The following is a 25,322-nucleotide window of genomic DNA, read 5'->3' as shown; positions in this document are numbered from 1 at the left end:
AAGGGCTCACTCACCTGCCCATCCACCAAAACCGCGTTCTCACACAGCCTGGATCCGTTGCGGACCCCGTGAAGGTCCGCTTCAAGGCAGTCATGGAGAGCGTCTAACGAAGCCGCCGGTGCCGCGTTGATCCAGTTCCGCCACTTGGCCATCCGCTACGAGGGGCGCCGACATCCCTACCGCCTTCACGACCTTGACCTGCCCCATCATCGCCCCCGGGCCGTGCAAATGGTTCTGTTAAACGCTCTCAGAGCTGTTCCCGATCGCGTCGCGATCGGGAACAGCTCTGGACTCGGCTTCGGAATTCTGGGCGTATATTGGTTGCGGAATAGCCCGATCCGTATTGGCATAATCAGTCTATCGGCGATCTAGCGATCATGGGGGAAGCAAGATGCTGATGTTGTCAAATCGCGTTTTATTTCCATGGTTTGATGACAGCGACGAGAGACCATTTCTTGAATACTACGCTGAAGAAACTATCACATCTCTTAAATATGCCCTGACGGCCACCGTAGCTCTTCATTTGCTTTTGATGATTTCAGATTGGCTTGCATTTAAGGAAGAGTTCTGGATTCTTATCTATTATCATCTTTATATAATATTTTCCTGTGGCATGGCAGTGCCCATGTTCAGCATGCCATTAATGAAGAAACATCTCTTCGTTTTGGTTCCCATATTCTGGATACCGAGCGCTGTAGCGATTGCTGTTGTGTTGTATTTTGTCGATAAGGCGTTTGACGCCTATATATGCGGCGTTGTGTTTACGCTCCTTTATGCGTGCTGTGCGGTAAGACTGCTCTTCTTGAGTGTCGTCGTATGCTGCTTGCTTCAAGTATTATTTATTAACATCGCCCTTTTGGCCAAGTCGTCCGGCGCCGATGCATACACATACACAAATTTCATTATGATATACGCAGTCACAATCGGTCTCGTTCTGAGTTTCACGATCGAATTCCTCGCAAGGCGCAACTTCATTCTTCGCGCCAAGCTCGATAGCGAACGAGCAAAGCTAGATGCAATATTGCGCGATATACTTCCCGCATCGATACTCTCCCGGATTCGTTCCGGGGAGCGGCGGATTGCGGATTTGAACAGCCCGGTAACGATCTTGTTCGCAGACATTGTGGGGTTTACGAAATTTACAGTGGATCAGAGGCCGGAATTTGTAGTCGACACGCTGAATGATTTATTCACACATCTTGACGCGATTGCCGCCTGCCACGGCGTTGAAAAAATCAAGACGATCGGGGATGCCTACATGGCGGCCGTGGGGATTGGCGATGCTTTTGAGAAAGACGCAGCGTCGATAGCCGAGTTTGCTCTGGATGCTCGAGATGCAGTTGCAATGCTGGGAAAGAACCGAGGCATCGAACTCAGATTGAGATTTGGTATTGCGACCGGGCGAGTGGTGAGCGGCGTGATCGGAAATTCGCGACCCGTCTTCGACACATGGGGCTTGCAGGTCAATCTTGCCAGTCGTCTGGAGGGACTGGCTCCGCCTAATGGCATCCTGCTGGATAAAGACACAACAGATGTCATATCAGCGCGCTACGAAGTGTCCGATAACGGCTTTCGAGATGTCAAAGGCATCGGATGCGTCCCGACATATCTTCTCGTTGGACGAAGTAAAAACAGCATAAACAAATGTTCAATTGGTGCCTGATACTAAAAATCGTTAAAATCGACCTTTGGCATGATCCGGGTCGGAGGTGGAACGTCCGCTTACGGGTACAGCGTCAAAGCCTGCTTGCCACCCCCAGCAGTCCTTCTCACGGTCAAGCTGGTCGGGTTCGGACCCCTCAAGGTGCGCGCCATCAGCGCCCGAAGGCCGGCGCCCTCTCGCTCCACAGGCCCCAGGGACCCGTTCAGCATAGGGGGTGTCGCGCATGTCCGGGGATCGTCGGGTCCATGCGCTCGGGCGGCAGGAGGCGGCGAGGCTGGCGGTTCAGCCCCAAGCTTCCGCCCATCGTCCCTCCCCTGCTCCTCCCCTGGCCCTCCACCTCCTGCGCGCCGCCCTCATGATGGCGAGCATGATGCTCACCTGGCAGGTGTGCCGGCTCCAGACGCGGCAGCGGCCGCTCCCGCGTCCTCGGGCCGGAAGAACAGGCCGGCCTTGAGGCTGGCGCCGATCCGCTCGGCGCGCTCCCGCAGGAGGGCGGCATCGTCCGGCGCGAAGCGCGCCGCCGCCGTCTCCCGGAACAGGTCGAGCCAGCGGGCGAAGTGCTCCGGCCGCAAGACGCCGAGCGCCTGGTGCCGGCCGAACGGGTTGCCCTTGTAGCGGCCCGTCTTGAACAGGACCGACGACCAGAACGCCTCGATGGTCGCCATGTGCTGCGGCCAGTCGGCATCCGGGATCGCCGCGGCGAAGACCGGGCCGATGAGCGGGTCGCTGCGGACGCGCGCGTAGAAGGCCGCCAGGAAGGGCGCGAGGCTGCTGTCGTCCAGAATCGTCCGAGCCATGCCCGTCAGATGCCCACCGGCCGGGACTGCCGCAAGAGATGAGGCGCCGGCTCATCCCGGCGGCAGCGCGGCCTGACGCATCCGGAACGCGGTGATCTCGACGCGCGCCCAGATCCCCGCCGCCTTGAACGGATCGGCGGCGTGGAAGGCCTCGACCGCCGCCCGGTCGGGCGCCTCGACGACGAACAGGCTGCCGATCATCGTCTCGCCATCCTCGGCGAGCAGCGGACCCGAGACCACGATGCGCACCGGAAGCTCTCCACCGAGATAGGCCTTGTGCGCGTCGTAATGGGCGAGGCGCCGGTCGAGCGCCCCGGCATGGTCGAGGGCGTGGATCGCGTAGTGGGGCATGGATCACTCCGGTCGGTCGGGCTCGCCGAGGCCGGCTTCGCGCTCGGCGGCGAGGATGGCGGCGAAGAAGTCCAGGTCTCGCAGGTCGGTCCGGTCCTGCGCGGCGTAGAGGTCGCGCACCAGCACGGCCACCGGCATCGCGACGCCGGTCGCCTCGCCGGCGGCGACGGCGAGGCTCATGTCCTTGAGCATCTGCGCGACCGAGAAGGCGGGCGCGAAGTCGCGCCGGCGTAAGGGATCGAGCTTGTAGGCGACGAGCGGCGAGGCGGCGACCGAGGCTCCGAGCACCGCCAGGATCGTCTCCCAGGCGACGCCGCCCTTGCGGGCGAGCGTCAAGGCCTCGGCGGCGATCTGCGCGGTCGAGCCGACGAAGTGGTTGATGGCGAGCTTGAGATAACGGGCCTCCTCGGCACTGCCGACGGCGTGGATCGTGCGGGCGAAAGTCGCGAGGAGCGGGCGCGCCCGCTCCAGCGCGGCGTCGGGCCCCGAGCAGAACAGCGTCAGGGCCGCCGCCTCGGCCGTCGCCGTCGAGCCCGAGACCGGGGCGGCGAGGAGAAGAACGCCCCGCGCCTCGGCCGCTTCGCGCAGGGCCGCGCTCGTCTCCGGCGAGACGGTGCTGGTCTCGGCCAGCACGCTGTCCCGCGCCATCCGGGCGATCAGCCCGTCCGGCCCGAGGGCGACCGCGGCGAGCGCCGCGTCGTCGGGCAGGCTGGTGATGACGATCCCGCACGCTCCGATCCGGTCGAGGCCGGCGGCCTGCGCCCCCGGCACCGCGGCGATCCGGGCGGGATCGCGGTCGAGGGCGAGGAGGGGAAAGCCCGCCGTCGCGAGGTGGCGCGCGAGGTGGCGCGCCATCGGCGCGCCGAGTTTTCCGAGGCCGATCCAGCCGGTGCTCATGCGGGGCTCCATCATGCCGTGAGGGCCTTGCCCTTGGTCTCGGGCAGGAGGAACGCCGCCACCGCCATGGTGGCGTAGGCCGCGGCCGCGAACAGCCCGATCGCCTGGCCGAGGGGCATCGTCGCCGAGATCACCCCGACGAGGGTCGGGAACACCGCCCCGATCGCCCGTCCGAAATTGTAGGCGAAGCCCTGGCCGACGCCGCGGACGCGGGTCGGGAACTGCTCGGTGAAGAACGCCCCCATGGCGCTGAACACGCCCGAGGCGAAGAAGCCGAGCGGGAAGCCGAGCACCAGCATCGCGGCGTCGCCGAACGGCACCATCGTGTAGGTCACCACCACCACGCCGGCCCCGATGGCGAAGACGAGGAACGTGGCGCGCCGGCCGATCCGGTCGGCGAGGTAGGCACCAGCGAGGTAGCCGCAGAACGAGCCGACGATCAGCACCGCGAGATAGCCGCCGGAATTCATCACCGAGAGGCCGCGCTCGGTGCGCAGGAAGGTCGGCAGCCAGGTCGTCACCGCGAAGTAGCCGCCCTGCGCCCCCGTGCTCATCAGCGCGCCGAGGAGCGTGATGCGCAGCAGCGGCGGCCGGAAGATCTCCAGGAACGAGGGCTTGTCGCCGGTCGCGGCGATCTGCGCCTGCGAGGCCTTGTAGACGTCCGGCTCCTCGACGTAGCGGCGCAGGAAGAACACCAGGAAGGCCGGCGCGATACCGACGAAGAACAGGGCCCGCCACGCGGTCTCGGGCGGCATCAGCGAGAAGAACAGGGTGTAGAGCAGGGCCGCCGCGCCCCAGCCGATCGCCCAGCCCGACTGCATGGTGCCGAGCGCCTTGCCGCGATGCTCGGGCCGGATGGTCTCGCCGAGCAGCACCGCGCCCGCCGCCCATTCGCCGCCGAAGCCGAGGCCCATCAGGGCCCGGGCGGCGAAGAGCTGCTCGAAGCTCTGCGCGAGACCCGACAGGAAGGTGAAGCCGGCAAACCACAGGATCGCGATCTGGAGCGTCCTCACCCGGCCCCAGCGGTCGGCGAGGAAGCCCGCGAGCCAGCCGCCGATGGCGGAGGTGAGGAGCGCCGCGGTGCCGAGCGCCCCGGCCTCGGCCCGGGTCACGCCCCAGGTGGCGATCAGCGTCGGGATGACGAAGCTGTAGAGCTGGACGTCCATCGCGTCGAGCGCCCAGCCGCCGACGCAGGCGCCGAGCGCCCGCTTCTCCTTGGGTGCGAGCTCCGAGATCCAGGTCCCGCCTCCCGCGGCCGGTACGGCCGGTGCGGCGCTCGTCGTTGCCTCGCTCATGGTCGTCTCCTCTCCTGGATAGCAGGGGGTGGCCCTCGCCCCGTTGGCCGGGGTCGTGACGGTCTTCGCGTCCGCGCGTGTCCGCGGGCGATCTCAGGTGATCGGGGGTTGCACCGGGTCGGCCTTCAGGCCGAAATCGTAGGCCAGGTGCCGGTAGGGCCGGTCCATCGCCCGCCCGTCCGGGGCGGTGCCGGCCGGGTGCTCGGCGAATTCGGCGACGAGCGAGGTCTTCACCCCGAACACCGCATCGGAGTCGAGCCACGGGCTGTCGGCGGCGAAGACGTGGGTGATCAGGGTCTCGTGCCCCTCCGCCCCGATCATGAAATGCATGTGGGCCGGGCGGTTCGGATGGCGGCCGGTGGCCCGCAGCATGCTGCCGACCGGGCCGTCGTCGGGGATCGGGTACCAGGCCGGGACGATGGTCCAGAAGTGGAAGCGCCCCTCCGCATCGGTGCGGAACTGCGCCCGGCCGGCGAGCCCGCCGAGGGCGTCGAGCTGCTGCACGTCGTACGCGCCGTCCTCGTCGGCGTGCCAGACATCGACGGTGGCGCCCGGGAGCGGACGCCCGTCGGAGGAGGCGACCGAGCCGGTGACGAGGAGCGGCGTGCCCGCGAGCGGGCCGGAGATGTCGGCACCGTTCGGCCTCTCGGGCGCGTCCGCGACGTAGAACGGCCCGAGCACCGTGGTCTCGGTCGCGCCCTCGGGCATGCGGTGATTGATGGCGTCGACCAGCATCGAGACGCCGAGCGTGTCCGAGAGCAGGATGAACTCCTGGCGGTGCTGGTCGCAGAGCTGTCCGGTGCGGGTCAGGAAGGCGATGCCGGCCTGCCACTCCTCGAAGGTCAGATCGACGTCGCGCACGAAGTCGTGCAGGTGACGCACCAGGCTCGTCACGATCTCCCTCAGGCGCGGATCCGGCGTGTCGGCGAAGCGATCGACCACCGCCTGGGTGATGGTGTGCTCGTTGAAGTCGCGCATCGGCGAGCCTCCCTGTCTGGTCCTGCTTCTCGCGGGCGACCGCGCCCGGTCGTCGCTCAGGCCGGGTCCGGCCGGCGCCCATGATAGGCGTTGTCGAGCAGCCGGCGGATGCCCTCGCGCGCCAGCGGCCGCGGGTTCGGATAGGGACTCGCCACCGCGGCCTCCGCCGCCCGCTCGATCCCCGCCTCCGGCATGCCGAGGCCGGCGAGCGCCGTCGGGGCGCCGAGCCCCCTGGCGAGGTCGTAGAGACCTTGCGCCGCGTCCTCCGCCCCGAGCGCGCGGGCGATCCGGCCCATGGCCTCTGGCGCGGCGAGAGCGTTGTAGGCGACCGCGTGGGGCAGCACGACCGTGTGGGTCTCGGCGTGCGGCAGATCGAACGTGCCGCCGAGCACGTGGCAGAGCTTGTGGTGCAGCGCCATGCCGACGGTGCCGAGGCAGGCCCCGGCGAGCCAGGCGCCGTAGAGTGCGTCCGAGCGTGCGGCGCGGTCCCGCGGGTCGGCGGCGATCGCCGGCAGGGCGCGTGCGAGCGCCCGGATCGCCTCCTCGGCCATCAGCGAGACGATCGGGTTGCGGTCCTCGGCGTAGAGCGCCTCGACCGCGTGGGCGATCGCGTTCATGCCCGAGGTCGCACTCATGGGAACCGGCAACCCGAGGGTCAGGTCGACGTCGTAGACCACCACCTCCGGCCGGATCCTGTCGGATGTCTGGGTCGTCTTGATGCCGTCCCGGGTCTCGCCGACGATCGGCGTCATCTCGGAGCCGGCATAGGTCGTCGGCACGACGATCTGGTCGAGATCGGTGCGCAGCGCCAGCGCTTTCGAGAGCCCGGTGGTCGAGCCGCCGCCGACCGCGACCAGGCAATCGGCATCGAGGGTCCGCAGCCGCGCGAGCGCGCCTTCCGTGACGGCGACGGGCGTGTGCATCGTGGCCTCGGCGATCACGCCGGCCGCGCGCTCCCCGAGATGGGCGGCGAGCGCCTCGGCCTGGCCGCGCTGCGGCGGGGTCGCCAGCACCACCGCGCGCCGGCGTCCGAGGCGCGCCATCTCGTCGCCGACCTGCGCCAGGGTGCCGTGGCCGAACACCACGCGGGCCGGCAGGCCGGGGAAGCGGAACGGCTCCATGGTCAGGCCCCCACCGCGTAGTCGACCTGATGGCGGGTGATCCGCAGGCCCTCCAGCTCCGCCCGCACCCGCCCGTGCTCCGGATGGTCGCGGTAGCGGTCGAGGGAGGCGTCGGAATCGAACTCGCTGTAGAGCACTACGTCGCAGGCCTCGTCGATCCGGCTGCGGTCGAGGCCGACCTCGATGTGCAGGAGACCCGGGATCTTGCCGCGCAGGCCCTCGAAGGCGGCGCGGACGCGCTCGGCATTGTCCGCCCGCTCGTTCGGCGACGTCCCGGCGACCCGCCACATCACGATGTGCTTGATCATCGCCTTCCCTCCCGCGGCGCCCTTCGACACCGCCGAGAGGATTTTTAAGTTTTTCGCGAGCGCCGCATAAGATGGCCCGATCGTGAATCAGTTTTGCGCGGAGCGTAAAGGATGGACCGGCTCGGCCAGCTCGATCTCCTGGTGGCGGTGGCGGAGGCCGGCAGCATCAGTGGCGCCGCGCAGGCCCGCGGCCTCTCAGTCGCCGCTGCGAGCCGCACGCTCGCGGCCCTGGAGGAGCGGCTGGGCGTGCTGCTCGTCCGGCGCAACACCCGGACGCTCTCGCTCACCGACGAGGGCGCCAAGCTCCTCGCCCGCGCCCGCGGCATCCTGGCCGACGTCGCCGACAGCGAGGCCGAGGTGACGGGGACGGCCCTCGACCCGAGCGGGCTCCTGCGGGTCAGCGCCTCCCTGTCCTTCGGGCTCCTGCACATCGCCCCGCGCCTGCCGGCCTACCATGCCCGCTACCCGAACGTGCGCGTGCACGTCGAGATCTCGAACCGCTACGTCGACCTGATCGATGCCGGCATCGACGTCGCGATCCGCACCCGCGAGTTCGAGCCCGACCGGGCCATCACCATCCGGCGCCTCGCCGAGACGCGGCGCATCCTCACCGCCGCCCCGTCCTACCTCGCCGCACACGGGAATCCGGGCCACCCGCGCGACCTCGCGCGCCACGCACTCCTGCTCTACGTCTACGCCAACAACCCCAACGAGCTGAGCTTCACCCGCGGCGGCGAGACCGTGCGGGTGCCGGCCCACGGCCTGCTCGAATCGAATGACGGCCAGATCCTGCGCGCCGCGGCGCTGAACGGCCTCGGGATCCTGGTGCAGCCGACCTACATCGTGCACGACGACGTGGCGGCCGGGCGCCTGGTGCCGGTGCTCGACGACTGGGACCTGCCGCGCCTGCGCATCAATTTCGCCTACCCGACCCGCAAGCACCTCTCGGCCAAGGTGCGCTCGTTCATCGCCTTCATCGCGGCGGAGTTCGAGGCGAACGACTATGCCGGCCGATGGACGCAGGTGCCGACGCAGCCCTGCCGTTCCTGACGGGACGTCCGCCGGGTCGCGATCCCTCTCCTCCGATACGGCAGTGCCCCGGAAGCCCAGGGCGGCCCGGGAGCTTGCAGCCGGGACCATTCGCCGATCTGCGATCCGGCCCAAGCGCGGCTCGCGTGAGACATCGCTCGCCCCGGAACGGCTCGCGCCGCGCGCCGGCCCGGTGAGCGAGGGTGCTGCTTCCGCAAGCTGGCGCACACTGGACATGCCGAGCAGAGCCGGGATTTCACGGCTTCGAAAGATGCAGATCCGGAGCGCAACGTATACGCAATGGGTCGATCTGCTCGAGCATTGCGGCGCTGTACTGATCTGATCGATTGACAGCCGCCCCGAACGGGCGAAGCATGGATGGGCTCGGGATCGCAGCCACGTCGCACCGCGCGCCGAGCGGTTTTGAACAGTCGAGCGCCGACAGAACGAAACGCCGCGACATCGGTCATACGAGCAGGAGGAGGTGCCTATGCTGCGGAACCGCCCGATCCCCGGCCGCCGGATCGCCCTCGTGCTCGCTTCCGCTGCACCCCTGCTCGCCGCGGCGCCGGCGCGCTCCGACGAGACCTGCCAGTCGCCCTACATGGCGAAGATCACCGGCCTCGAGGATTTCGTCTATGTCTGGACCCTCGGGGTCGAGGGGTTGGGCGACGGGTCGGACAAGCTCGTCACGGTCGACGCGCGCGAGACCTCTCCCACCTTCGGCAAGCCGATCCATGCCGCCTCGATCGGCGGCCGGCACGAGGCGCATCACGGCGGCTTCACCGACGACCGCCGCCATTTCTGGGCCGCTGGCCTGTCGGACAGCCGGATCTTCATCTTCGATGTCGCGACCGACCCGGCCAAGCCCCGCCTCGTCAGGGTGATCGACGACTTCGTCGCGGCGAGCGGCGGCGCGGCCGGCCCGCACGGGGCCTACGCCCTGCCCGGCCGCATGCTGATCCCGAGCTTGTCGAACCGGCACGGCACCGGCCGGGCGGCGCTCGTCGAGTACTCGAACGAGGGCGACTACATCGCGACGCATTGGCTGCCCACCGATGCCGAGCCGAACGGCGCGAGGATCGAGGCCAGGGCCGACGGCTACGGCTACGACGCCCGCGTGCTGCCGCGCCGCAACGTGATGCTGACCTCGTCCTTCACCGGGCTCGAGAACTACATGCGCCCCCTCGGCGACCTGATGAAGGACGGCGAGGCGATGAAGCGGTTCGGGCAGACGATGGTGCTGTGGGACTTCCACGCCCGCCAGCCCCGCACCGTGCTGAGCGTGCCCGGGGTGCCGCTGGAGATCCGCTGGGCCTGGGGGCCGCAGCACACTTACGCCTTCACCTCGACCGCGCTGACCTCGAAGCTCTGGCTGGTGCGCGAGGACGAGCCCGGCGCCTGGAGCGCCAAGCCGGTGGCCGAGATCGGCGATCCGGCCACGCTACCGGTGCCCGTCGACATCAGCCTTTCGGCCGATGACCGCACGCTGTTCGTCGACACCTTCATGGACGGCACCACCCGCGTCTTCGATGTCTCCGATCCCGACCGGCCGCGACAGATCTACGAGAAGAAGATCGGCGCGCAGCTCAACATGGTCTCGCAGAGCTGGGACGGCAAACGGATCTACTACACCAGCTCGCTCCTGGCGAACTGGGACAAGACCGGGGCGGAGAACGAGCAGTTCCTCAAGGCCTATGGCTGGAACGGCCGTGAGCTGTCGCCGCGCTTCGCGATCGACTTCACGGCCGAGCGGCTCGGACGCCCGCACATGATGGCGTTCGGCGCCGCCTCGCTCTACGCGCCGTGACGCCGATGCGGCCCGCCTCGCTCCTCGGCCTCGCGGCGCTCCTCGCCAGCGTCGCTTCCTCTGCTCAGGACGCCCTCGCGCATGAGGGCCATGCGCCGCGGCCCGAGGCGGCGGCCGCCTTTCCAATCCCGGCGCCGGGGAGCTACCGCCTGCCGCCGATCAAGCGGGCGGCGGGCGGCACCGTCCTCGACGAGGCCGGCAAGACCGTGGATCTCCTGCGCCGGGACCGTCCGGGCGACGGGCGCGGCGTCACCGTGCTGGCGCTGATCTACACGCGCTGCGGCGACGTCTGCCCGCTCGCCAGCGCCGACATGGCGCGGCTGCAGGACCTCGCCGCGAAGGACCCGGGCCTGGCGCGCCGGATGCGCCTCATCACCCTGAGCTTCGACCCCGAGCACGACACGCCCGAGGTGATGCGCAGCTTCGCCGCCGCGTGGCGCTCCGCCGATCCAGCCGCGCCCGCCTGGACCTTCCTCACGGCGCCCGACCGGGCCGCGCTCGCGCCGATCCTCGCGGCCTACGGGCAGCGCGTCGATGCCGGACCCAGCGGGGTGCTGAACCACGTCTTCCGCGCCTTCCTGATCGATCCCGAAGGCCGCGTGCGCAACATCTACAGCCTCGACTTCTTCGAGCCCGCCCTGGTCCTCACCGACATCCGCACGCTGCTCCTCGACGGATCCGGCACCGGAGGCGGGCCGGGCCGCTGAGCGGGGGCGGGAGGGGCGAAAGGTCATGGTCAAGCTCGCGGCCGATCCGCGCCGCTCGCTCTTCGCGAAGTACTGCGTCGTGCTGTTCACCGCGGTGGCCTTGCCCCTGTTCGCGAATGGCGGCCTCGAGGCCTGGTTCGGCTACCGCGACCGGCGCGACCAGCTCCACGCGCTGCTCGGCCTGGAGGCGCGCGACGCCGCCTTCCGCATCCAGGGCTTCATCGACACCATCCGCGAGCAGCTCGGCTGGATGGTGCAGCTGCCCTGGACGCCGGCGGCCGAGGAGCGCCAGCGGCTCGACGCCCTGCGCCTGCTGCGCCAGGTGCCGGCGATCGCGCAGCTCACCCTGATCGACGGCGAGGGCCGCGAGCGGTTGCAGGTCTCGCGCGTCAGCCTCAACCGCGCCGGGAGCGGCGCAGACCGCTCGGGCGATCCGGCGGTGGCGGGGGCCCGAGCGGCCCGGGCCTGGTACGGGCCGGTGACCTATCATCGCGGCTCCGAGCCCTTCATGACCGTGGCGGTGGCGGGCAACCGCGCCTCGGTCGGCGTGGCGGTGGCGGAGATCAACCTCAAGCTGATCCGGGACGTGATCTCGGGCATCCGCGTCGGCGAGACGGGGCAGGCCTTCGTGCTCGACGGGCCCGGCCGGCTCGTCGCCCATCCCGATATCAGCCTCGTGCTGCGCGGCGCCGGCGACCCGGCGGCGCGCCTCCTCGCGACCCTGCGCGAGGAGGCGCGGGCGGCCGGCGGCATCGCCACGGGCCTCGACAGCCTGGGACGCCGCGTGATCGCCGCGACGGCGCCGGTCCCCGGCGTCGACTGGACGGTGGTGGTGATGCAGCCCGCCGCGGAAGCGTTCGGGCCGATCGCGCGCGCGCTCCTGCGCACCGCCGCACTGATTCTCCTCGGCCTCCTGTTCGCCGCCGCCCTCGCCTACGGTCTGGCGCGGCGCATGACCGGCCCGATCCGCCTGCTCGAGGACGGCACGCAGCGGATCGGCGCCGGGGATTTCGGGCACCGCATCGCGATCACCTCGACGGACGAGCTCGGCCGGCTCGCCGCCCGGTTCAACGCGATGGCGGGCGAGCTGGCTTTGTCGCAGGAGCGGCAGGAGCGCATCGGACGCCTGAGGCGGTTCCTCGCTCCGCAGGTCGCGGAGCTGGTCGACCGCTGCGGCGACGACGGCGTGCTCGACGGGCGGCGCGTCGAGGTCGCGGTGATCTTCGGCGACCTGCGCGGCTTCACCGCCTTCTCGGCTGGCTCGCCGCCCGAGACGGTGCTCGACGTGCTGGGCGAGTATTTCGCGGCCCTGGGCGGCGAGATCACGGCGCACGGCGCGACGCTCGTCACCTTCACGGGCGACGGCCTGATGGCGCTGATCAACGCGCCGGTGCCGGTTCCGGACCCAGGGATCACCGCGGTCCGGCTCGCTCTCGCCATGCAGGCGGCGGTCCGGCCGCTCGCGGCGGCGTGGAGCGCCCGGGGCTTTCGCCTCGGCTTCGGCGTCGGCGCCGCCATGGGGCCGGCGACCGTCGGGCGGATCGGCTGCGAGGGCCGTTACGACTACACGGCGATCGGCCCGGTGGTGAACCTCGCCGCCCGCCTCTGCGCCGAGGCCGCGGACGCGCAGATCCTGGTCGATGCGGCGCTGGCCGAAGCCGCCCGCGGGCGCTGCGGGGTCACGCCCCTCGGCACGCTGCCGCTGAAGGGATGGACGCGGGAGGTGCCGGTCTTCGGCGTCGCCCGGTGATCACTCGAGGATCGTGTCGGCGCCGCTGAGGAGCGAGGCCGGAACGGTCAGCCTGAGGGCGGCGGCGGCCTTGAGGTTCACGAACAGCTCGACCTTCGTGACGAGCTGCACCGGCAGGTCGGCGGGCCGCTCGCCCTTGAGGATCCGGCCCGTATAGAAGCCGGCCAGCCGGTGCGTCTGGGTGAAGTCGCCGCCATAGCTCATCAGGCCGCCCGCGAGGGGGAAGTCCCGCGTCTGGGTGACCGCCGGCACGGCGTGGCGGAGCGCGAGGGCGGCCAGCAGCCGGCTGCGCAGGGCGAAGTAGGGGTCGGAGGTGAAGACCAGCCCCCCGGGCCGCCGCGCGGCCGCACCCGCGAAGATCGGCTCGAAATCCGCCTCGCCGGCGACCGGCGAGATCCGGAGCTGCACCCCCAAGGTCTCGGCGGCCTCGTGCAGGGAGCGCAGCTGCGAGGGCGCGGTCGGGCTCGTCGGGTTGAACGCCACCGCGAAGGTCGTGGCGCCCGGCACGGCCTCGTGCAGGAATTCCAGCCGCTTGCCCGACACCTCGACGCTCAGGCTCGACACGCCGGTGACGTTGCCGCGCGGGCGCGCGAGGTCCTGCACGACCCCGAGCGCGACCGGGTCTCCGCCCATCTCGAAGATGATCGGGATCGTCGCGGTGGCGGCCTTCGCGGCGAGTGCCACGGGCGCGCCGCCGGGCGCGGCCAGCACCGCGATCCGGCGCGCGACCAGCTCCCGCGCGAGGCCGGGAAGCCGCTCGTAGCGCCCCTCGGCCCAGCGGAAGTCGATCGCGACGTCGCGCCCCTCGACGACGCCCGCCTCGGCCAGGCCCTCGCGGAAGGCGGCGAGCCGGCTGGCGAAAGGCTCGGGCGATTCGGGTCCGAGATAGCCGATGACGGGCAGGCCTGGATCTGCTTGCGCCCGCGCGGCGCGCGGGAGGGCGACCGTTCCCCCGAGCCAGGCCAGAACCTCGCGCCGCCTCACCCGCGGGGCGGAGCGTGGATCGCCGAAGGATCGCAGCGTCGTCATCCCAGGCCATCCGAGACGCGTCGAGACGCCGCGCAGGATAGGGAAATTTTCGTCGAGGCTGAACTCAGAAGTGACGATCGTCGTCGACGCGGGCCGGTTCCCGTGGCGGGAGGTGGAGGAGCACGGCCTCGACCTCGACGGAGGGATGCGGCGGATAGCGGGCCATGACGAGCGGATCGTGGCCGGGCACGATCCGCTCGGGGTCGCCGGCGAGCCGCGCGAGTTCTTTCCAGCTCTCCATCATCGCGCCGATATCGACGACGATCGGAAAAGGATTCTGCTGGGCGAGGTTCGCGTAGAAGTGGGCGGCGTCCGAGGCGAGGACGACGGGGCCGCGCGCCGTCTCGACCCGCACGCATTGCAGCCCGCGCGTATGCCCCGGCACGGCATGAACCGTGACGCCGGGCGCGATCTCGGCGCTGCCGTCAACGAACGCGACCCGCCCCTCGTAGACGCGTCGCACCATGGTGCAGACATCCTCCACCGAGAAGGCGCCGCGCAGCCGCGCGTGGCACATGCAGCGCCCCGTCGCGTAGGCCATCTCGGCATCCTGGAGGTGGAAGGTCGCGTTCGGGAACGCCGGCAGGTTGCCGGCGTGATCGTAGTGGAGATGCGTGATGATCACGTCCTGCACCGCCGCCGGATCGACGCCGAGCGTCCGCAGGCCCTCCAGGGGGTGGCGCACCATCGTCCGGCCATAGGCCTCGCAGGCGGGCCAGTCGAACCCGGTATCGACGACGATCACCCGCGCGTCGTCGCGGATCACCCAGACGAAGTAGTCGATGGGCATCGGCGCATCGTGCGGATCCCCATCGGGCGGCGCGTAGAGGAGGTTGGCCGATGCCGGGCGCTCGTGCGTCGCGTAGCGCAACGCGATGACCTCGTAGACCGACACGCCGACCTCCTTGTTTCTATTGGCTATTCCCTCGCCGGGGCCGGCAGCGCCGCCAGGAACGCGTCGATCGCGGTGTGGTCCGCCTCCGCCCCGAGATCCGCGAGAGCGTCCTGCCACAGGGAAGCGACGGCGTGCGACAGGGGCGCCGGAATGCCCTCGTGGCGCGCCAGCTCGTCCGCCGTGCGCAGGTCCTTGGCCATCAGTGCCATGGAAAACCCCGACGTGTAGGATTTCGGGATCACGTAGGGCTTCAGCTTGACGTCCGTGGAGTTGTTGCGGCCCGTCGAGACGTTCAGGATGTCGGTCATCAGCTCTGGGTCGAGGCCGAAGCTGGTGCCGATTCGGAGCGCTTCGCAGGCGGCGGTCAGGCCCGCGGCGGAGACGTAGTTGTTCAGGGCCTTCATGGCATGGCCGGAGCCGACCGGGCCGGTCTCGAAGAGGGAGGTGCCCAGGCGCTCCAGGAGCGGCCGCACCGCGGCCGCGGCGGCCTCGTCCCCGCCGACCATGATGGCAAGGGTGCCATCGACCGCGCGTTTCACCCCGCCCGAGACGGGCGCGTCGATGAGGACGATGCCGGCACCGCCCAGCTCCCGCGCGAGGTCGCGAGTCCCGACCGGCGCCGACGAGCTCATGTCGATCACGATGGCGCCAGGGGCGAGGCAACCGGCGACGCCATCGGGGCCGGCGAGGACGGCGCGCACCGCCTTGCCGTCCGGCAGCATCGTCACGACGATGCTCGCCCGCTCCGCCGCCGCCCTCGCCGAGTGTGCCGCCCGACCGCCGGCCGCCGCGAATGCCTCGGAAGCCGCCCGGGACGGATCGAACCCGATGACCGTCCAGCCCGCCGCGACGAGGCGGCTCGCCATCGGCAGCCCCATCTTGCCGAGACCCAGGAAGGCGATGCGCGCGGATGACAGGTCGAGGCTCATGACGTCGTTCCGATCTGGTCTTCCCTCGGCGCGCACCGGGTCATGTCTTATCGGAGAGGGCGCCTTCGGCCTTGAGGACCTCGTGCGCGGCCTTGAACGCCTCGAGTCCGGACGGAATGCCGCAATAGACGGTGGCGTGGAGCAGGATCTCCTTGACCTCCTCGACGCTCACGCCGTTGGTCAGCGCCCCCTTGACGTGCAGCTTGAGTTCGGCTGGCTTCGACAGGGCCGTCAGCATCGCGAGGTTGATCATGGAGCGCGTCTTGCGGTCCAGCCCGTCGCGCGTCCAGGCGTAGCCCCAGCACCATTCCGTGGTCATCCGCTGGAACGCCATCATGAAGTCGTCGGCTTTGGCGAGGCTGCCATCGACATAGTCCGGCCCGAGCACCGCCCGGCGGACCTCGAGTCCCTTCTCGAACTGCTCGCTCTCGGCCATCGTGACCTCTCTGGACGCGTCTGATTCCCAGGACGGTAGCAGGCAACCGGGTGGAGATCGACGGGGGCTGGCGGCGAAATCGGGCGACGTCGACTGCCGATGGTACCGCCCGCGACGATGCGACAGAACGGCCTTGATCGTCTCCGGTGCGCCGCCCCGCGAGCCGAGACGCGATGAGATTCGAGATCATGAACCCGCTCCGCCGCATGCTGCCCTCCAACCACGCCCTGTTCGTGTTCGAGGCGGTGGCGCGCAACACCAGCTTCACCCGCGCGGCGGCCGAGCTGAACGTGACCCAGCCGGCGGTCAGCAAGGCGATGGCGCAGCTCGAACGCCATCTCGGCGTGCGCCTGCTCGACCGCTCGGCCGAGGGCATCGCGCTCACCGAGGACGGGGCGATCCTCTACCGGCGGGTGGCGGACGGATTCCGGGGCATCGAGGCCGCCTTGCGCGAGATCGACATCCGCCGCACCGGCATCGACACGGTCACGCTCTCCCTGTCCTCCGCCTTCACGACCCATTGGCTGATGCCGCGCATCAACACCTTGCAGGAGGCGTTTCCGGCGGTCGATTTCCGCTTCCAGCTCATCCCGGGGGCGCTCGCCGGCCCGGTCGACGACGTCGATCTCGGCATGCGCTTCGTCGAGGGGCCGGACCTCGACCACGAGGCGCTGTTCCTGATGAACGAGGTGATGCTGCCGGTCTGCAGCCCGGCCTACCGCGCCGGGCGGGAGGCCGATCCCGACGGCCGCACCACCTTCGTCAACCTCACCGCCACCTCTCCGATGTGGATCGGCGGGGTCGATCCCGGGCCGGACTGGAACGGCTCGCGCGCCTCCCTCAACTTCTCCGACTACGCCGTTGTGCTCCAGGCCGCGCTCCTGGGCCAGGGCGTCGCGCTCGGCTGGATGAGCGTCGTCTCGCACTGGCTCTCGACCGGCGACCTCGTGCCGGCCGCCGGGCGTCTCACCCGCACCGCGCGAGTGTGCCAGCTCATCCACCTGCGCTCACGGCCCCTGCGCCGCTCCGTCACCGCCGTGCGCGACTGGCTCGTCGCCGAGATGCGGGCCGACGTCGCGCGGGTCGACCGGCTGTATCCGGAACTCGGGCTGACGCGGGCCTGCTTCGAAACCTCATAACCCTCGGTTATGGGCCTGCGGATTTTTTCGACATTGAACCGCGGCGCCGCTTTTGTGAGCTTTCCCCGGTCGATGGCACCGGACGCGAAGGCGACAGCGCACGATGGCGGCAGCGGGATCGAACTCGGGCGTGAACGGCGGACCGCTCTCCGGCGGCAGCATCGGGGTGTCGATCCGCAACGCGACCCGGCGCTACGGCGCCTTCACGGCCCTCGACGACGTCTCCCTCGACGTGGCGCCGGGCGAGTTCCTCTCCCTGCTCGGGCCCTCCGGCTCGGGCAAGACCACGCTGCTCGGCATCCTGGGCGGCTTCACGGTGCCCTCCTCCGGCAGCGTGCATTTCGGCGAGGCCGACGTGACGTTCGTGCCGCCGCACAAGCGCGGCATCGGGGTGGTGTTCCAGAACTACGCGCTCTTCCCGCATCTGAGCGTGGCCGAGAACGTCGCCTTCCCGCTGCGGGCGCGGCGCGAGCCTAAAGGCACCTGGGGCCGGCGCGTCGCCGAGGCCCTGGCGATGGTGGAGCTCGCCGGCTACGAGGATCGGGCGATCTCGCAGCTCTCCGGCGGCCAGCGCCAGCGCGTGGCGCTCGCCCGCGCCATCGTGTTCCGGCCGCGCCTGATCCTGATGGACGAGCCGCTCTCGGCCCTCGACAAGCAGCTGCGCGAGTCGATGCAGATCGAACTGCGCCGCCTGCACCGCCAGCTCGAAGCCACCATCATCTACGTCACGCACGACCAACGCGAGGCGCTGACGATGAGCGACCGCATCGCGATCCTGCGCGGCGGGCGCCTCGCCCAGGTCGACACGCCCGAGCGCCTGCACGACCGGCCGGCGAGCGCCTTCGTGGCGAGCTTCATCGGAGAATCGACCCTGGTGCCGGTGACCCGCTCAGGCCCCGACAGCGTCGCCCTCGGCGCCGCCACCCTGCGCAGCGCCCGGCCGCTCCCGGAGGGCGCCGCGCTGCTCCTGGCGCTCCAGACCGAGAAGCTCATCGCTGCCGGCGACAGCGTGCCTGACGGCTACAATCGGCTCACCGGGCGCGTGACCGACATCGTCTACCAGGGCGAGAGCCTGAAGGTCTTCCTCGCCCTCGACGGCGGCCCGGAGATCTCCTTGCGCCAGCCGGCCCACCATGCGGGGCGCCGCGCCATCCCGCCCACCGGCGCGCCCCTCACCGCCCTCATCCATCCGCAGGACACGATCATCGTCCCGGCGGAATCGGCCTGAGCCCCCTCCCCATCCTCGATCCTTCGGAGACCCCGTCCATGCCAGCCCCCTCCCTCGACAGCTTCAAGGTCCTCACCTTCGACGTCGTCGGCACCCTGATCGACTTCGAGAAGGGCATCCTCGACCAGATGCGCGCCGTCTCGGGCCGCAGCCACGAGGAACTGAGCGACGCCCGGATCTTCGCCTCCTACCTCAAGGGCCGGGAGCTGAACTACGAGCGCTCGAGCGAGGTCTTCGCCGACGTCTACCGCCACGTCGCGAGGGAGTTCGGTTTCCCGGATTCCGACTCCGACGCCGACGCCTTCCAGCTCTCGGTGCTGCGCTGGCCGGCCTTCTCGGATTCGGTGGCGGCGCTGAAGCGCCTGCGCCGGCATTACCGCCTCGTCGCGATGACCAACGCCGACCGCTCTGCGTTCTCGTTCTACTCCCACACCCTCGGCAATCCTTTCCACGACAGCGTCACCTACGACGAGGCCGGCGTGGCGAAGCCCGATCCGCAATTCTTCGCCTTCAACCGCGGCCGCCAATCGGCCTTCGGCTACAAGCAGAGCGACATACTCCACGTCGCCCAGAGCCAGTACCACGACATCGGCGTCGCCCGGGACCTCGGCTACTCGGTGTGCTGGATCGAGCGCCGCCAGGGACTCGTGGGCTTCGGCGGCACGCCCGAGCCGGCCCGGCTGACCACGCCGGACTACCACTTCCCGACGCTGGAAAAGCTCGCCGACGCCGTCGATGCGGCCTTCGCGGCCGGCGCCCGGCGGGCGGCCTGACGATGACCGCCTTCCCGAAGCCTCCGGTCGCCTCCCTCTGGGCCGCCGGCGCGGCGCCAGCCGGACGCTTCGGGCCGCTCGAGAGCGACGTCCAGGCGGACGTCGCGATCATCGGCGGCGGCTATACCGGCCTCTCGGCGGCCCTGGCGCTGGCCGAGCGCGGCGAGCGGGCGGTGGTGCTCGAAGCGAGCACGATCGGCTGGGGCGCGAGCGGGCGCAACGGCGGCGTCGTCTCGGCGAAGTTCCGCCCCTCGTTCCAGGCCATCGCGGGCCAGCACGGGATCGCGGTGGCCAAGCGCATGCACGCCATCGCCTACGCCTCCGTCGAGACCCTGGAGCGGATGATCATCGAGCACGGCATTGCCGAGGCGAATTACGCCCGGGTCGGCCAGCTCAAATGCGCCCACACCCCCCATACCCTGGCGGCCACGATCGCCGACATGGAGTGGATGCGCCGGGAGATGGGCGACGCGTCCGTCACCGAGCTGTCCCGCGAGGCGGTGGAGGCCGAGACCGGCTCGAAGGACTTCGTCGGCGGCGTGCTCTCGGCGAAGGCCGGCGGCCTGCACCCCCTCAACTACGCGCGCGGCCTCGCCCGGGCGGTCGATGCCAAGGGCATCGCGATCCACGAGGCGAGCCCCGCCCTCCGCCTCCACCGCGAAGCGGGCAGCATCCGGGTCGAGACGCCGGGCGGCTCGGTGCGGGCGCGCCAGGTGATCGTGGCGACGAACGGCTACACCGACCTGACCGGGGCGGCGGCTCCCTTGCGCACCCGCCTGATCCCGTTCCGCAGCGCGATCCTCGCCACCGAGCCGCTGTCCGACAACCTGCGCGCCGCGATCCTGCCGAGCCGGCGGATCTACGTCGAGACGAGGCGGATGATGCGGTGGTTCCGCATGGTCGATGGCCGGATGGTGTTCGGCGGCCGCGGCGCCTTCGGGCGCGAGGATTCCGAGGCCGCCTTCGCCACCCTGCGGCGGGCGATGGTGCGCACCTTCCCGGCGCTCGCCGATACGCCGGTGGCCCATCGCTGGTCGGGCCTCGTCGGCATGACGCTCGATGCCCTGCCGCATGTCGGCCGGCTCGACGACCGGGTCAGCTTCGCCATGGGCTACAACGGCGCCGGGGTCGCGATGTCGACCCATCTGGGCGGCCTGGCGGCCGCCTTCGCCCTCGGCGAGAGCCCGGACGTCGCGCTCCTCGGCGCCGGCGGCTTCAAGCCTGTGCCGTTCTACGGCTTGCGCGAGCCGGCGATCCGGCTCGTCGCCGGCTGGTACCAGTTCCTGGACGCGATCGGCCGCTAGAGCGCGGCCTCACCACAGAGGGGAAGTCGAGATGGCGTCGCTCGTTCGTAAAACCGTCCTGCGCACCACCGTCCTGGCCTGCCTCGTCGGCGCGGCGGGATCGGCGCTCGCCGCCGAACAGATCACCTTCGTGTCGCAGGGCGGCGCCTACCAGCAGGCCCAGACGGTGGCGATCCTCGATCCGGCCGCCAAGGCGCTCGGCATCACCATCAACCAGGACAGCGCCCCGGATGCCTGGCCGGTGATCCGCACGCAAGGTGCCACCGGCAAGCCGACCTGGGACGTGGTCGACACCCCGACCCAGGATTGCGTGCGCGGCGGCAAGGCCGGGCTGATCGAGAAGCTCGACTTCTCGAAGATCCCGAACGCCGCCGCCATCCCGGCCGCCTACAAGACCGAGTACTCGGTGCCGTACGAGTTCTATTCGAGCGTTCTGGCTTACAGCAAGAGCAAGTACGGCAAGAACCCGCCGCAGAGCTGGGCCGATTTCTGGGACGTGAAGACGTTCCCGGGCGCCCGGGCCCTGCGCAACCATCCCTTTGCGACCCTCGAGGCCGCGCTGATGGCCGACGGCGTCGCGCCGGACAAGCTCTATCCCCTCGACGTCGATCGCGCCTTCCGCAAGCTCGAAGAGATCAAGCCGCATATCAGCGTCTGGTGGACCTCCGGCGGTCAATCGGCCCTGCTGATCCAGGGCGGCGAGGTCGACATGGAGATGATCTGGAACGGCCGCGTCTCCGCGGTGATCGAAGCCGGGGCCGATGCCGACTACACCTACAACCAGGGCATCCTGCAGAACACCTCGCTCTGCATCCTGAAGAACGCCCCGAACCTCGCCACCGCGGTGAAGTTCGTGAACCAGGCGATCGACCCGAAGCTCCAGGCCAACCTGCCGCTCAACATCCCCTACGGCCCCGGCAACCCCGCAGCCTTCGACACCGGCATCATCCCGGCCGCGCTCGCCGCCAAGCTGCCGAGTTCCCCCGACAACGCGAAGAAGCAGGCGGTGCTCTCGGCCGAGTGGTGGACCTCCGAGTCCGGCGACGCCGCGCTCAAGCGCTGGGCCGACTTCGTGCAGAAGAAGTAGCGCTGCCGTTGAACCCTCCCCCCCTCTGCGGGGGAGGTGCCCTGCGAAGCAGGGCGGGAGAGGGGACGCCGCTTCCGGAAAGGTCGCTCGCGTCATGAGGGGCACCCCATCCTGAAGCGTCGCGCTGCCCCTCTCCGGGCCTAATCCGTAGGCCACCCTCCCCCGCGGACGGGGGGAGGATCTGAAGCGGCGTCCCTCCCGCATCCTACGCCCTCGTCCTGCCGATTCATCGCACCGGACACCCCGCCATGACCCACCCCGGCACCGACCTGCGGCGGCACGAGCGGCGCGAAGCCCTCCTCGTCCTCGCGCTGCTCTTCCCCGCCCTCGCGGTGGTCACGGTGCTGCTCGTGGTGCCGCTCGCCTGGCTCGCCGTGCAGTCGGTCACTGCCGACGGCGCGTTCAGCCTGGAGCACTACCGGCGCTTCCTCGCCGAGGACATCTACTGGCGCAGCTTCCTTCTCACCTTCCGCATCGCCCTCATCGTCACGGTGCTGGCCTTAGGCCTTGGCTATCCCGTCGCCTACGCCGCCGCGACCCTGCCGCGGCGCTGGAGCGTCGTGGTGCTCGGCCTCGTGATCCTGCCGTTCTGGACCAGCGTGCTGGTGCGCGCCTATGCCTGGATGGTGCTGCTGCAGCGCCGCGGCCTCGTCAACGCCGCCCTCCAGGGGCTCGGTCTCACCGATCAGCCCATCGCCCTGATCAACAACGAGTTCGGCACGGTGCTCGCCACCCTGCACATCCTCGTGCCGTTCATGGTGCTGCCGCTCTACGCCACCATGCAGCGCATCCCCCGGGATCTCCTGCTCGCCGGCGCCAGCCTCGGCGGTGGCCCGGCCCACGTGTTCTTCCGGGTGTTCCTGCCGCTCTCGATGCCGGGTGTCGTCGCCGGCACGGTCCTGGTCTTCGTCCTGGCCCTCGGCTTCTACATCACCCCGGAACTGCTCGGCGGCGGGCGCACCTTCATGGTGTCGATGCTGGTGAGCCGCAACGTCGAGATCTACAACCAGTGGGGCGCGGCGAGCGCCATCGGCGTGGTGCTGCTCCTCTGCGTGGCGGCCCTGTTCTGGCTCGCCTCCCGGGTGGTCCCGGTCGAGCGGATCATGGGAGCGCGCTGATCATGCAGGCCCCCCTCTCCGCCCGTCTGGCTCTCGGCACCCTCGTCACCCTGGTGCTGCTGTTCCTGGTCCTGCCGATCCTGATCGTGGTGCCGATGTCGTTCTCGAACGCGCGGTTCCTCACCTTCCCGCCGCCGGGCTATTCCTTGCGCTGGTACGAGGCGTTCTTCGGCAACCCCGCCTGGATGCAGGCGGCGCGGGTCAGCCTCGGGGTCGCCCTCGCCACCGCCCTCGGGGCGACGGTGATCGGCACGGCCGCGGCCTACGCGCTCACCCTCAGCGGATCGCGTCTCGCCCGCAGCCTCACCGTCATCCTGCTCCTGCCGCTGATCGTGCCGATCGTGATCACGGCGATCGGCGTGTTCTTCGTCTTTGCCAGAACCGGGCTCCTCGCCACGATGCCGGGGCTGATCCTGGCCAACATCATGCTGGGGACGCCCTACGTCGTCACCTCGGTGCTGGCGGGGCTGCGCGGTTTCGATCCGGCGCAGGAGATGGTGGCGCGCAGCCTCGGCATGAACCGCCTGCGCGCCTTCTTCGCCGTCACCCTGCCCCAGATCCGGCCGAGCGTGGTCTCGGGCGCGCTGTTCGCTTTCATCTCGGCCCTCGACGAGACCGTGGTGGCGATCTTCATCGCCGGCGGCCAGAACCAGACCCTGACGAAGCGGATGTTCACGGCGCTCCGCGACGAGATCGACCCGACTATCGCGGCGATCTCCTCACTTCTCACCGCCGCCTCGCTGATCGTGGTGGTGCTGGCGAGCCTCGGCGCCCGCCAGTCGCGCACCGGCCCATGACCGCGATCCTGATCCTCGGCGGCGGGTCGGCCGGCTGCGTGCTCGCCGCGCGGCTCTCCGAAGAGCCGTCGTTCCGCGTCACCCTGGTGGAGGCGGGGAACGACCTGACCGAAGCCACGATGCCGCCGGAGATCCGCAGCCGCTACCCGGGCCGGGCCTATCTCGACCCACGCAACATCTGGCCGGCGCTGACGGCCCGAATGGGCGCGCCCGCCGGCAACCGGCCAGACACGCCGGCGCCGCGGCGCTACGAGCAGGCGCGGCGCCTCGGCGGTGGCTCGGCGATCAACGCCATGATGGCGAATCGCGGCGCGCCTGGCGACTACGACGAATGGGGCGCGCTGGGCGCTGAGGGCTGGTCCTGGGAATCCTGCCTGCCCTACTTCCGCAAGCTTGAGGCCGATCGCGATTGCGACGGGCCACTGCACGGCCGGGACGGGCCCCTGCCGATCCGCCGCGCGGCGCCGGAGCAGCTCTCCCCCTTCGTCGCCGCGACGATGCGGGCGCTCGAGGCTCAAGGGCACCCGGCCGGGGCCGACCAGAACGGGCCCTGGCGGGACGGGGTGTATGTCGGCACGACGGCGATCTCGGATGCGGGCGAGCGGGTGCCGGTTTCCGTGGCCTATCTGACGCCGGCGGTGCGGGCGCGGGCAAACCTGCTCGTGCGCACCGGCCTCCTCGCCGAACGCGTTCTGTTCGAGGGCGGGCGAGCGGTCGGCGCCGCGGTGACGCCCCTCGCCGGCGGGCCGCCCGAGACGATTCCCGCCGACCACGTCGTGGTGGCGGCGGGCGCGATTCACAGCCCGGCCCTCCTCCTGCGCAGCGGCATCGGGCCCGGGGCCGCGCTCCGCCGGCACGGCCTGCCGGTGGTCGCCGATCGTCCGGGCGTCGGCCGCAACCTGATGGAGCACCCCTCGATCGCGGTCTCGACCTACTTGACCCGCGCCGGTCGGGTTCGCGACCCGGGCGAGCATCACGAGCAGGCGATCCTGCGCTACTCCTCGGGCCTGCCCGGCACACCGGAGGGCGACATGCATGGCGCGATCCTGTCGCGGACGGGCTGGCACAGCCTCGGGACGCGCATCGGTGGCATCTTCTTCTGGGTCAACAAGTCGTATTCGCGGGGCGAGGTTGTTCTGGCCTCGCCCGATCCGCGGACCGAGCCGCAGGTCGATTTCCGCATGCTGTCCGATCGCCGCGACCTCGCCCGCCTGACGGACGCCGTCCGCCGCGGCGCCCGGGCCCTGCGCGATCCCGCCCTCGCGACGTATCGCGGCCCGGTCTTCCCGGCGAGCTACTCGCCCCGGGTCGCCCGGGCCGCGGCGCCGAAGCCCTGGCCCGCCGCGCAGCGCGGGATCCTGTCGGGGCTCCTCGACGCCGCCGGCCCAGCCCGGGCGGCACTGATCCACGGCCTCGTCACGCAGGGCGTCACCCTCGACGGCCTCTTGGCCGACGAGAGGGCTCTGAAGGCCTTCGTGGCCGCCGAGGTCGGCGGCACCTGGCACCCGTCCGGCACCTGCCGCATGGGCGCGGCGAACGATCCGATGAGCGTCTGCGACGGCGCGGCCCGGGTGCGCGGCATCGAGGCCCTTCGCGTCTGCGACGCCTCCCTGATGCCGACGATCCCCCGGGCCAACACCAACATTCCAACCGTGATGATGGCCGAGCGCGTCGCCGACCTGATCCGGAGGGACGAGTCCGCTCCGTCCCAGCGTTAGTACCTCGCCCGACGAACGGACCTGTTGGAACACAATTGTCGCCCGGAAAAGGGGCAACGAAAACAAGAAAGCCCGCAAGGCATAGAACCTTGCGGGCTTTCATTTTTGGTTTGGTTGCGGGGACAGGATTTGAACCTGTGACCTTCAGGTTATGAGCCTGACG

24 protein-coding genes are annotated in these 25,322 nt (G+C 70.1%); 13 read left to right on the top strand and 11 right to left on the bottom strand.

All coding sequences use genetic code 11. The annotated features are described in order from the left end of the window. Positions 1-391 precede the first annotated feature (391 nt). On the top strand, positions 392-1,663 hold the full coding sequence (locus tag MFF64_RS34370; protein ID WP_238193595.1) for an adenylate/guanylate cyclase domain-containing protein: 1,272 nt from the start codon (positions 392-394) through the stop codon (positions 1,661-1,663). Positions 1,664-2,037: 374 nt separating this feature from the next. Here the strand turns inward: MFF64_RS34370 and MFF64_RS34365 are convergent, their stop codons facing one another. From MFF64_RS34365 to MFF64_RS34335, 7 genes are all read right to left on the bottom strand, one after another. After that, positions 2,038-2,460, bottom strand: coding sequence for a group III truncated hemoglobin (locus tag MFF64_RS34365; RefSeq protein WP_238193594.1), 423 nt, complete (start codon positions 2,458-2,460; stop codon positions 2,038-2,040). Between the two features lie 51 nt (positions 2,461-2,511). Then, complete coding sequence (locus MFF64_RS34360; RefSeq protein WP_238193593.1) at positions 2,512-2,811, bottom strand: YciI family protein; 300 nt, start codon at positions 2,809-2,811, stop codon at positions 2,512-2,514. Between the two features lie 3 nt (positions 2,812-2,814). Then, the gene (locus tag MFF64_RS34355) at positions 2,815-3,708 is read right to left on the bottom strand and encodes an NAD(P)-dependent oxidoreductase (protein ID WP_238193592.1); all 894 of its coding nucleotides are present in this window, start codon (positions 3,706-3,708) and stop codon (positions 2,815-2,817) included. 11 nt (positions 3,709-3,719) lie between these two features. Next, positions 3,720-5,003: an MFS transporter gene (locus tag MFF64_RS34350; protein ID WP_238193591.1), complete on the bottom strand. Its 1,284-nt coding sequence runs from the start codon at positions 5,001-5,003 to the stop codon at positions 3,720-3,722. A 93-nt stretch (positions 5,004-5,096) separates the two neighbouring features. Further along, positions 5,097-5,981, bottom strand: coding sequence for an intradiol ring-cleavage dioxygenase (locus tag MFF64_RS34345; protein ID WP_238193590.1), 885 nt, complete (start codon positions 5,979-5,981; stop codon positions 5,097-5,099). Between the two features lie 56 nt (positions 5,982-6,037). Further along, the gene (locus MFF64_RS34340; protein WP_238193589.1) at positions 6,038-7,102 is read right to left on the bottom strand and encodes a maleylacetate reductase; all 1,065 of its coding nucleotides are present in this window, start codon (positions 7,100-7,102) and stop codon (positions 6,038-6,040) included. 2 nt (positions 7,103-7,104) lie between these two features. Beyond that, positions 7,105-7,410, bottom strand: coding sequence for a Dabb family protein (locus MFF64_RS34335; protein ID WP_238193588.1), 306 nt, complete (start codon positions 7,408-7,410; stop codon positions 7,105-7,107). Positions 7,411-7,521: 111 nt separating this feature from the next. Here MFF64_RS34335 and MFF64_RS34330 point away from each other — a divergent pair, with 111 nt between their 5' ends. The 4 genes from MFF64_RS34330 to MFF64_RS34315 all read left to right on the top strand — a co-directional run bounded on the left by MFF64_RS34330 (position 7,522) and on the right by MFF64_RS34315 (position 12,706). Continuing rightward, complete coding sequence (locus tag MFF64_RS34330) at positions 7,522-8,460, top strand: LysR family transcriptional regulator (protein ID WP_238193587.1); 939 nt, start codon at positions 7,522-7,524, stop codon at positions 8,458-8,460. Positions 8,461-8,929: 469 nt separating this feature from the next. Beyond that, positions 8,930-10,249: a methanethiol oxidase gene (gene mtoX / locus MFF64_RS34325; protein WP_099907380.1), complete on the top strand. Its 1,320-nt coding sequence runs from the start codon at positions 8,930-8,932 to the stop codon at positions 10,247-10,249. A 5-nt stretch (positions 10,250-10,254) separates the two neighbouring features. Next, positions 10,255-10,956, top strand: coding sequence for an SCO family protein (locus MFF64_RS34320; protein WP_099907386.1), 702 nt, complete (start codon positions 10,255-10,257; stop codon positions 10,954-10,956). A gap of 25 nt (positions 10,957-10,981) precedes the next feature. Next, positions 10,982-12,706: a cache domain-containing protein gene (locus MFF64_RS34315; protein WP_099907378.1), complete on the top strand. Its 1,725-nt coding sequence runs from the start codon at positions 10,982-10,984 to the stop codon at positions 12,704-12,706. On the opposite strand, the gene MFF64_RS34310 is transcribed toward MFF64_RS34315, so the two are convergent. The 4 genes from MFF64_RS34310 to MFF64_RS34295 all read right to left on the bottom strand — a co-directional run bounded on the left by MFF64_RS34310 (position 12,707) and on the right by MFF64_RS34295 (position 15,995). Beyond that, a complete protein-coding gene (locus MFF64_RS34310; protein WP_207768231.1) occupies positions 12,707-13,735 on the bottom strand; it encodes an ABC transporter substrate-binding protein in 1,029 nt (342 codons plus the stop codon). Between the two features lie 64 nt (positions 13,736-13,799). Beyond that, entirely contained in the window at positions 13,800-14,630 is an 831-nt protein-coding gene (locus tag MFF64_RS34305; protein WP_099907376.1) for an N-acyl homoserine lactonase family protein, read from the bottom strand. Positions 14,631-14,653: 23 nt separating this feature from the next. Continuing rightward, positions 14,654-15,595 (bottom strand): NAD(P)-dependent oxidoreductase, encoded by a 942-nt coding sequence (locus tag MFF64_RS34300; protein ID WP_273557200.1) that lies wholly within the window; start codon positions 15,593-15,595, stop codon positions 14,654-14,656. 4 nt (positions 15,596-15,599) lie between these two features. Continuing rightward, the gene (locus MFF64_RS34295; protein WP_099907372.1) at positions 15,600-15,995 is read right to left on the bottom strand and encodes a carboxymuconolactone decarboxylase family protein; all 396 of its coding nucleotides are present in this window, start codon (positions 15,993-15,995) and stop codon (positions 15,600-15,602) included. A 188-nt stretch (positions 15,996-16,183) separates the two neighbouring features. Here MFF64_RS34295 and MFF64_RS34290 point away from each other — a divergent pair, with 188 nt between their 5' ends. From MFF64_RS34290 to MFF64_RS34255, 8 genes are all read left to right on the top strand, one after another. Then, entirely contained in the window at positions 16,184-17,134 is a 951-nt protein-coding gene (locus MFF64_RS34290) for a LysR family transcriptional regulator (protein WP_099907382.1), read from the top strand. 103 nt (positions 17,135-17,237) lie between these two features. Further along, positions 17,238-18,362: an ABC transporter ATP-binding protein gene (locus MFF64_RS34285; protein ID WP_238193586.1), complete on the top strand. Its 1,125-nt coding sequence runs from the start codon at positions 17,238-17,240 to the stop codon at positions 18,360-18,362. A gap of 38 nt (positions 18,363-18,400) precedes the next feature. Continuing rightward, positions 18,401-19,135: an HAD-IA family hydrolase gene (locus tag MFF64_RS34280; RefSeq protein WP_099901210.1), complete on the top strand. Its 735-nt coding sequence runs from the start codon at positions 18,401-18,403 to the stop codon at positions 19,133-19,135. Between the two features lie 2 nt (positions 19,136-19,137). Further along, complete coding sequence (locus MFF64_RS34275; RefSeq protein ID WP_238193585.1) at positions 19,138-20,439, top strand: NAD(P)/FAD-dependent oxidoreductase; 1,302 nt, start codon at positions 19,138-19,140, stop codon at positions 20,437-20,439. Between the two features lie 31 nt (positions 20,440-20,470). Beyond that, positions 20,471-21,526, top strand: a complete 1,056-nt coding sequence (locus MFF64_RS34270) for an ABC transporter substrate-binding protein (protein WP_238193584.1) — start codon at positions 20,471-20,473, stop codon at positions 21,524-21,526. A 248-nt stretch (positions 21,527-21,774) separates the two neighbouring features. Further along, complete coding sequence (locus MFF64_RS34265) at positions 21,775-22,644, top strand: ABC transporter permease (protein WP_099902228.1); 870 nt, start codon at positions 21,775-21,777, stop codon at positions 22,642-22,644. A gap of 2 nt (positions 22,645-22,646) precedes the next feature. Further along, the gene (locus MFF64_RS34260) at positions 22,647-23,441 is read left to right on the top strand and encodes an ABC transporter permease (protein WP_238193583.1); all 795 of its coding nucleotides are present in this window, start codon (positions 22,647-22,649) and stop codon (positions 23,439-23,441) included. Further along, entirely contained in the window at positions 23,438-25,159 is a 1,722-nt protein-coding gene (locus MFF64_RS34255) for a GMC family oxidoreductase (protein ID WP_099901702.1), read from the top strand. The genes MFF64_RS34260 and MFF64_RS34255 overlap by 4 nt, the downstream gene beginning before the upstream one ends. Positions 25,160-25,322: the final 163 nt, after the last annotated feature.

This window comes from Methylobacterium frigidaeris (genome assembly GCF_022179185.1).
GTDB lineage: Bacteria > Pseudomonadota > Alphaproteobacteria > Rhizobiales > Beijerinckiaceae > Methylobacterium > Methylobacterium frigidaeris.
This window is presented reverse-complemented; position numbering and strand designations above follow the sequence as displayed.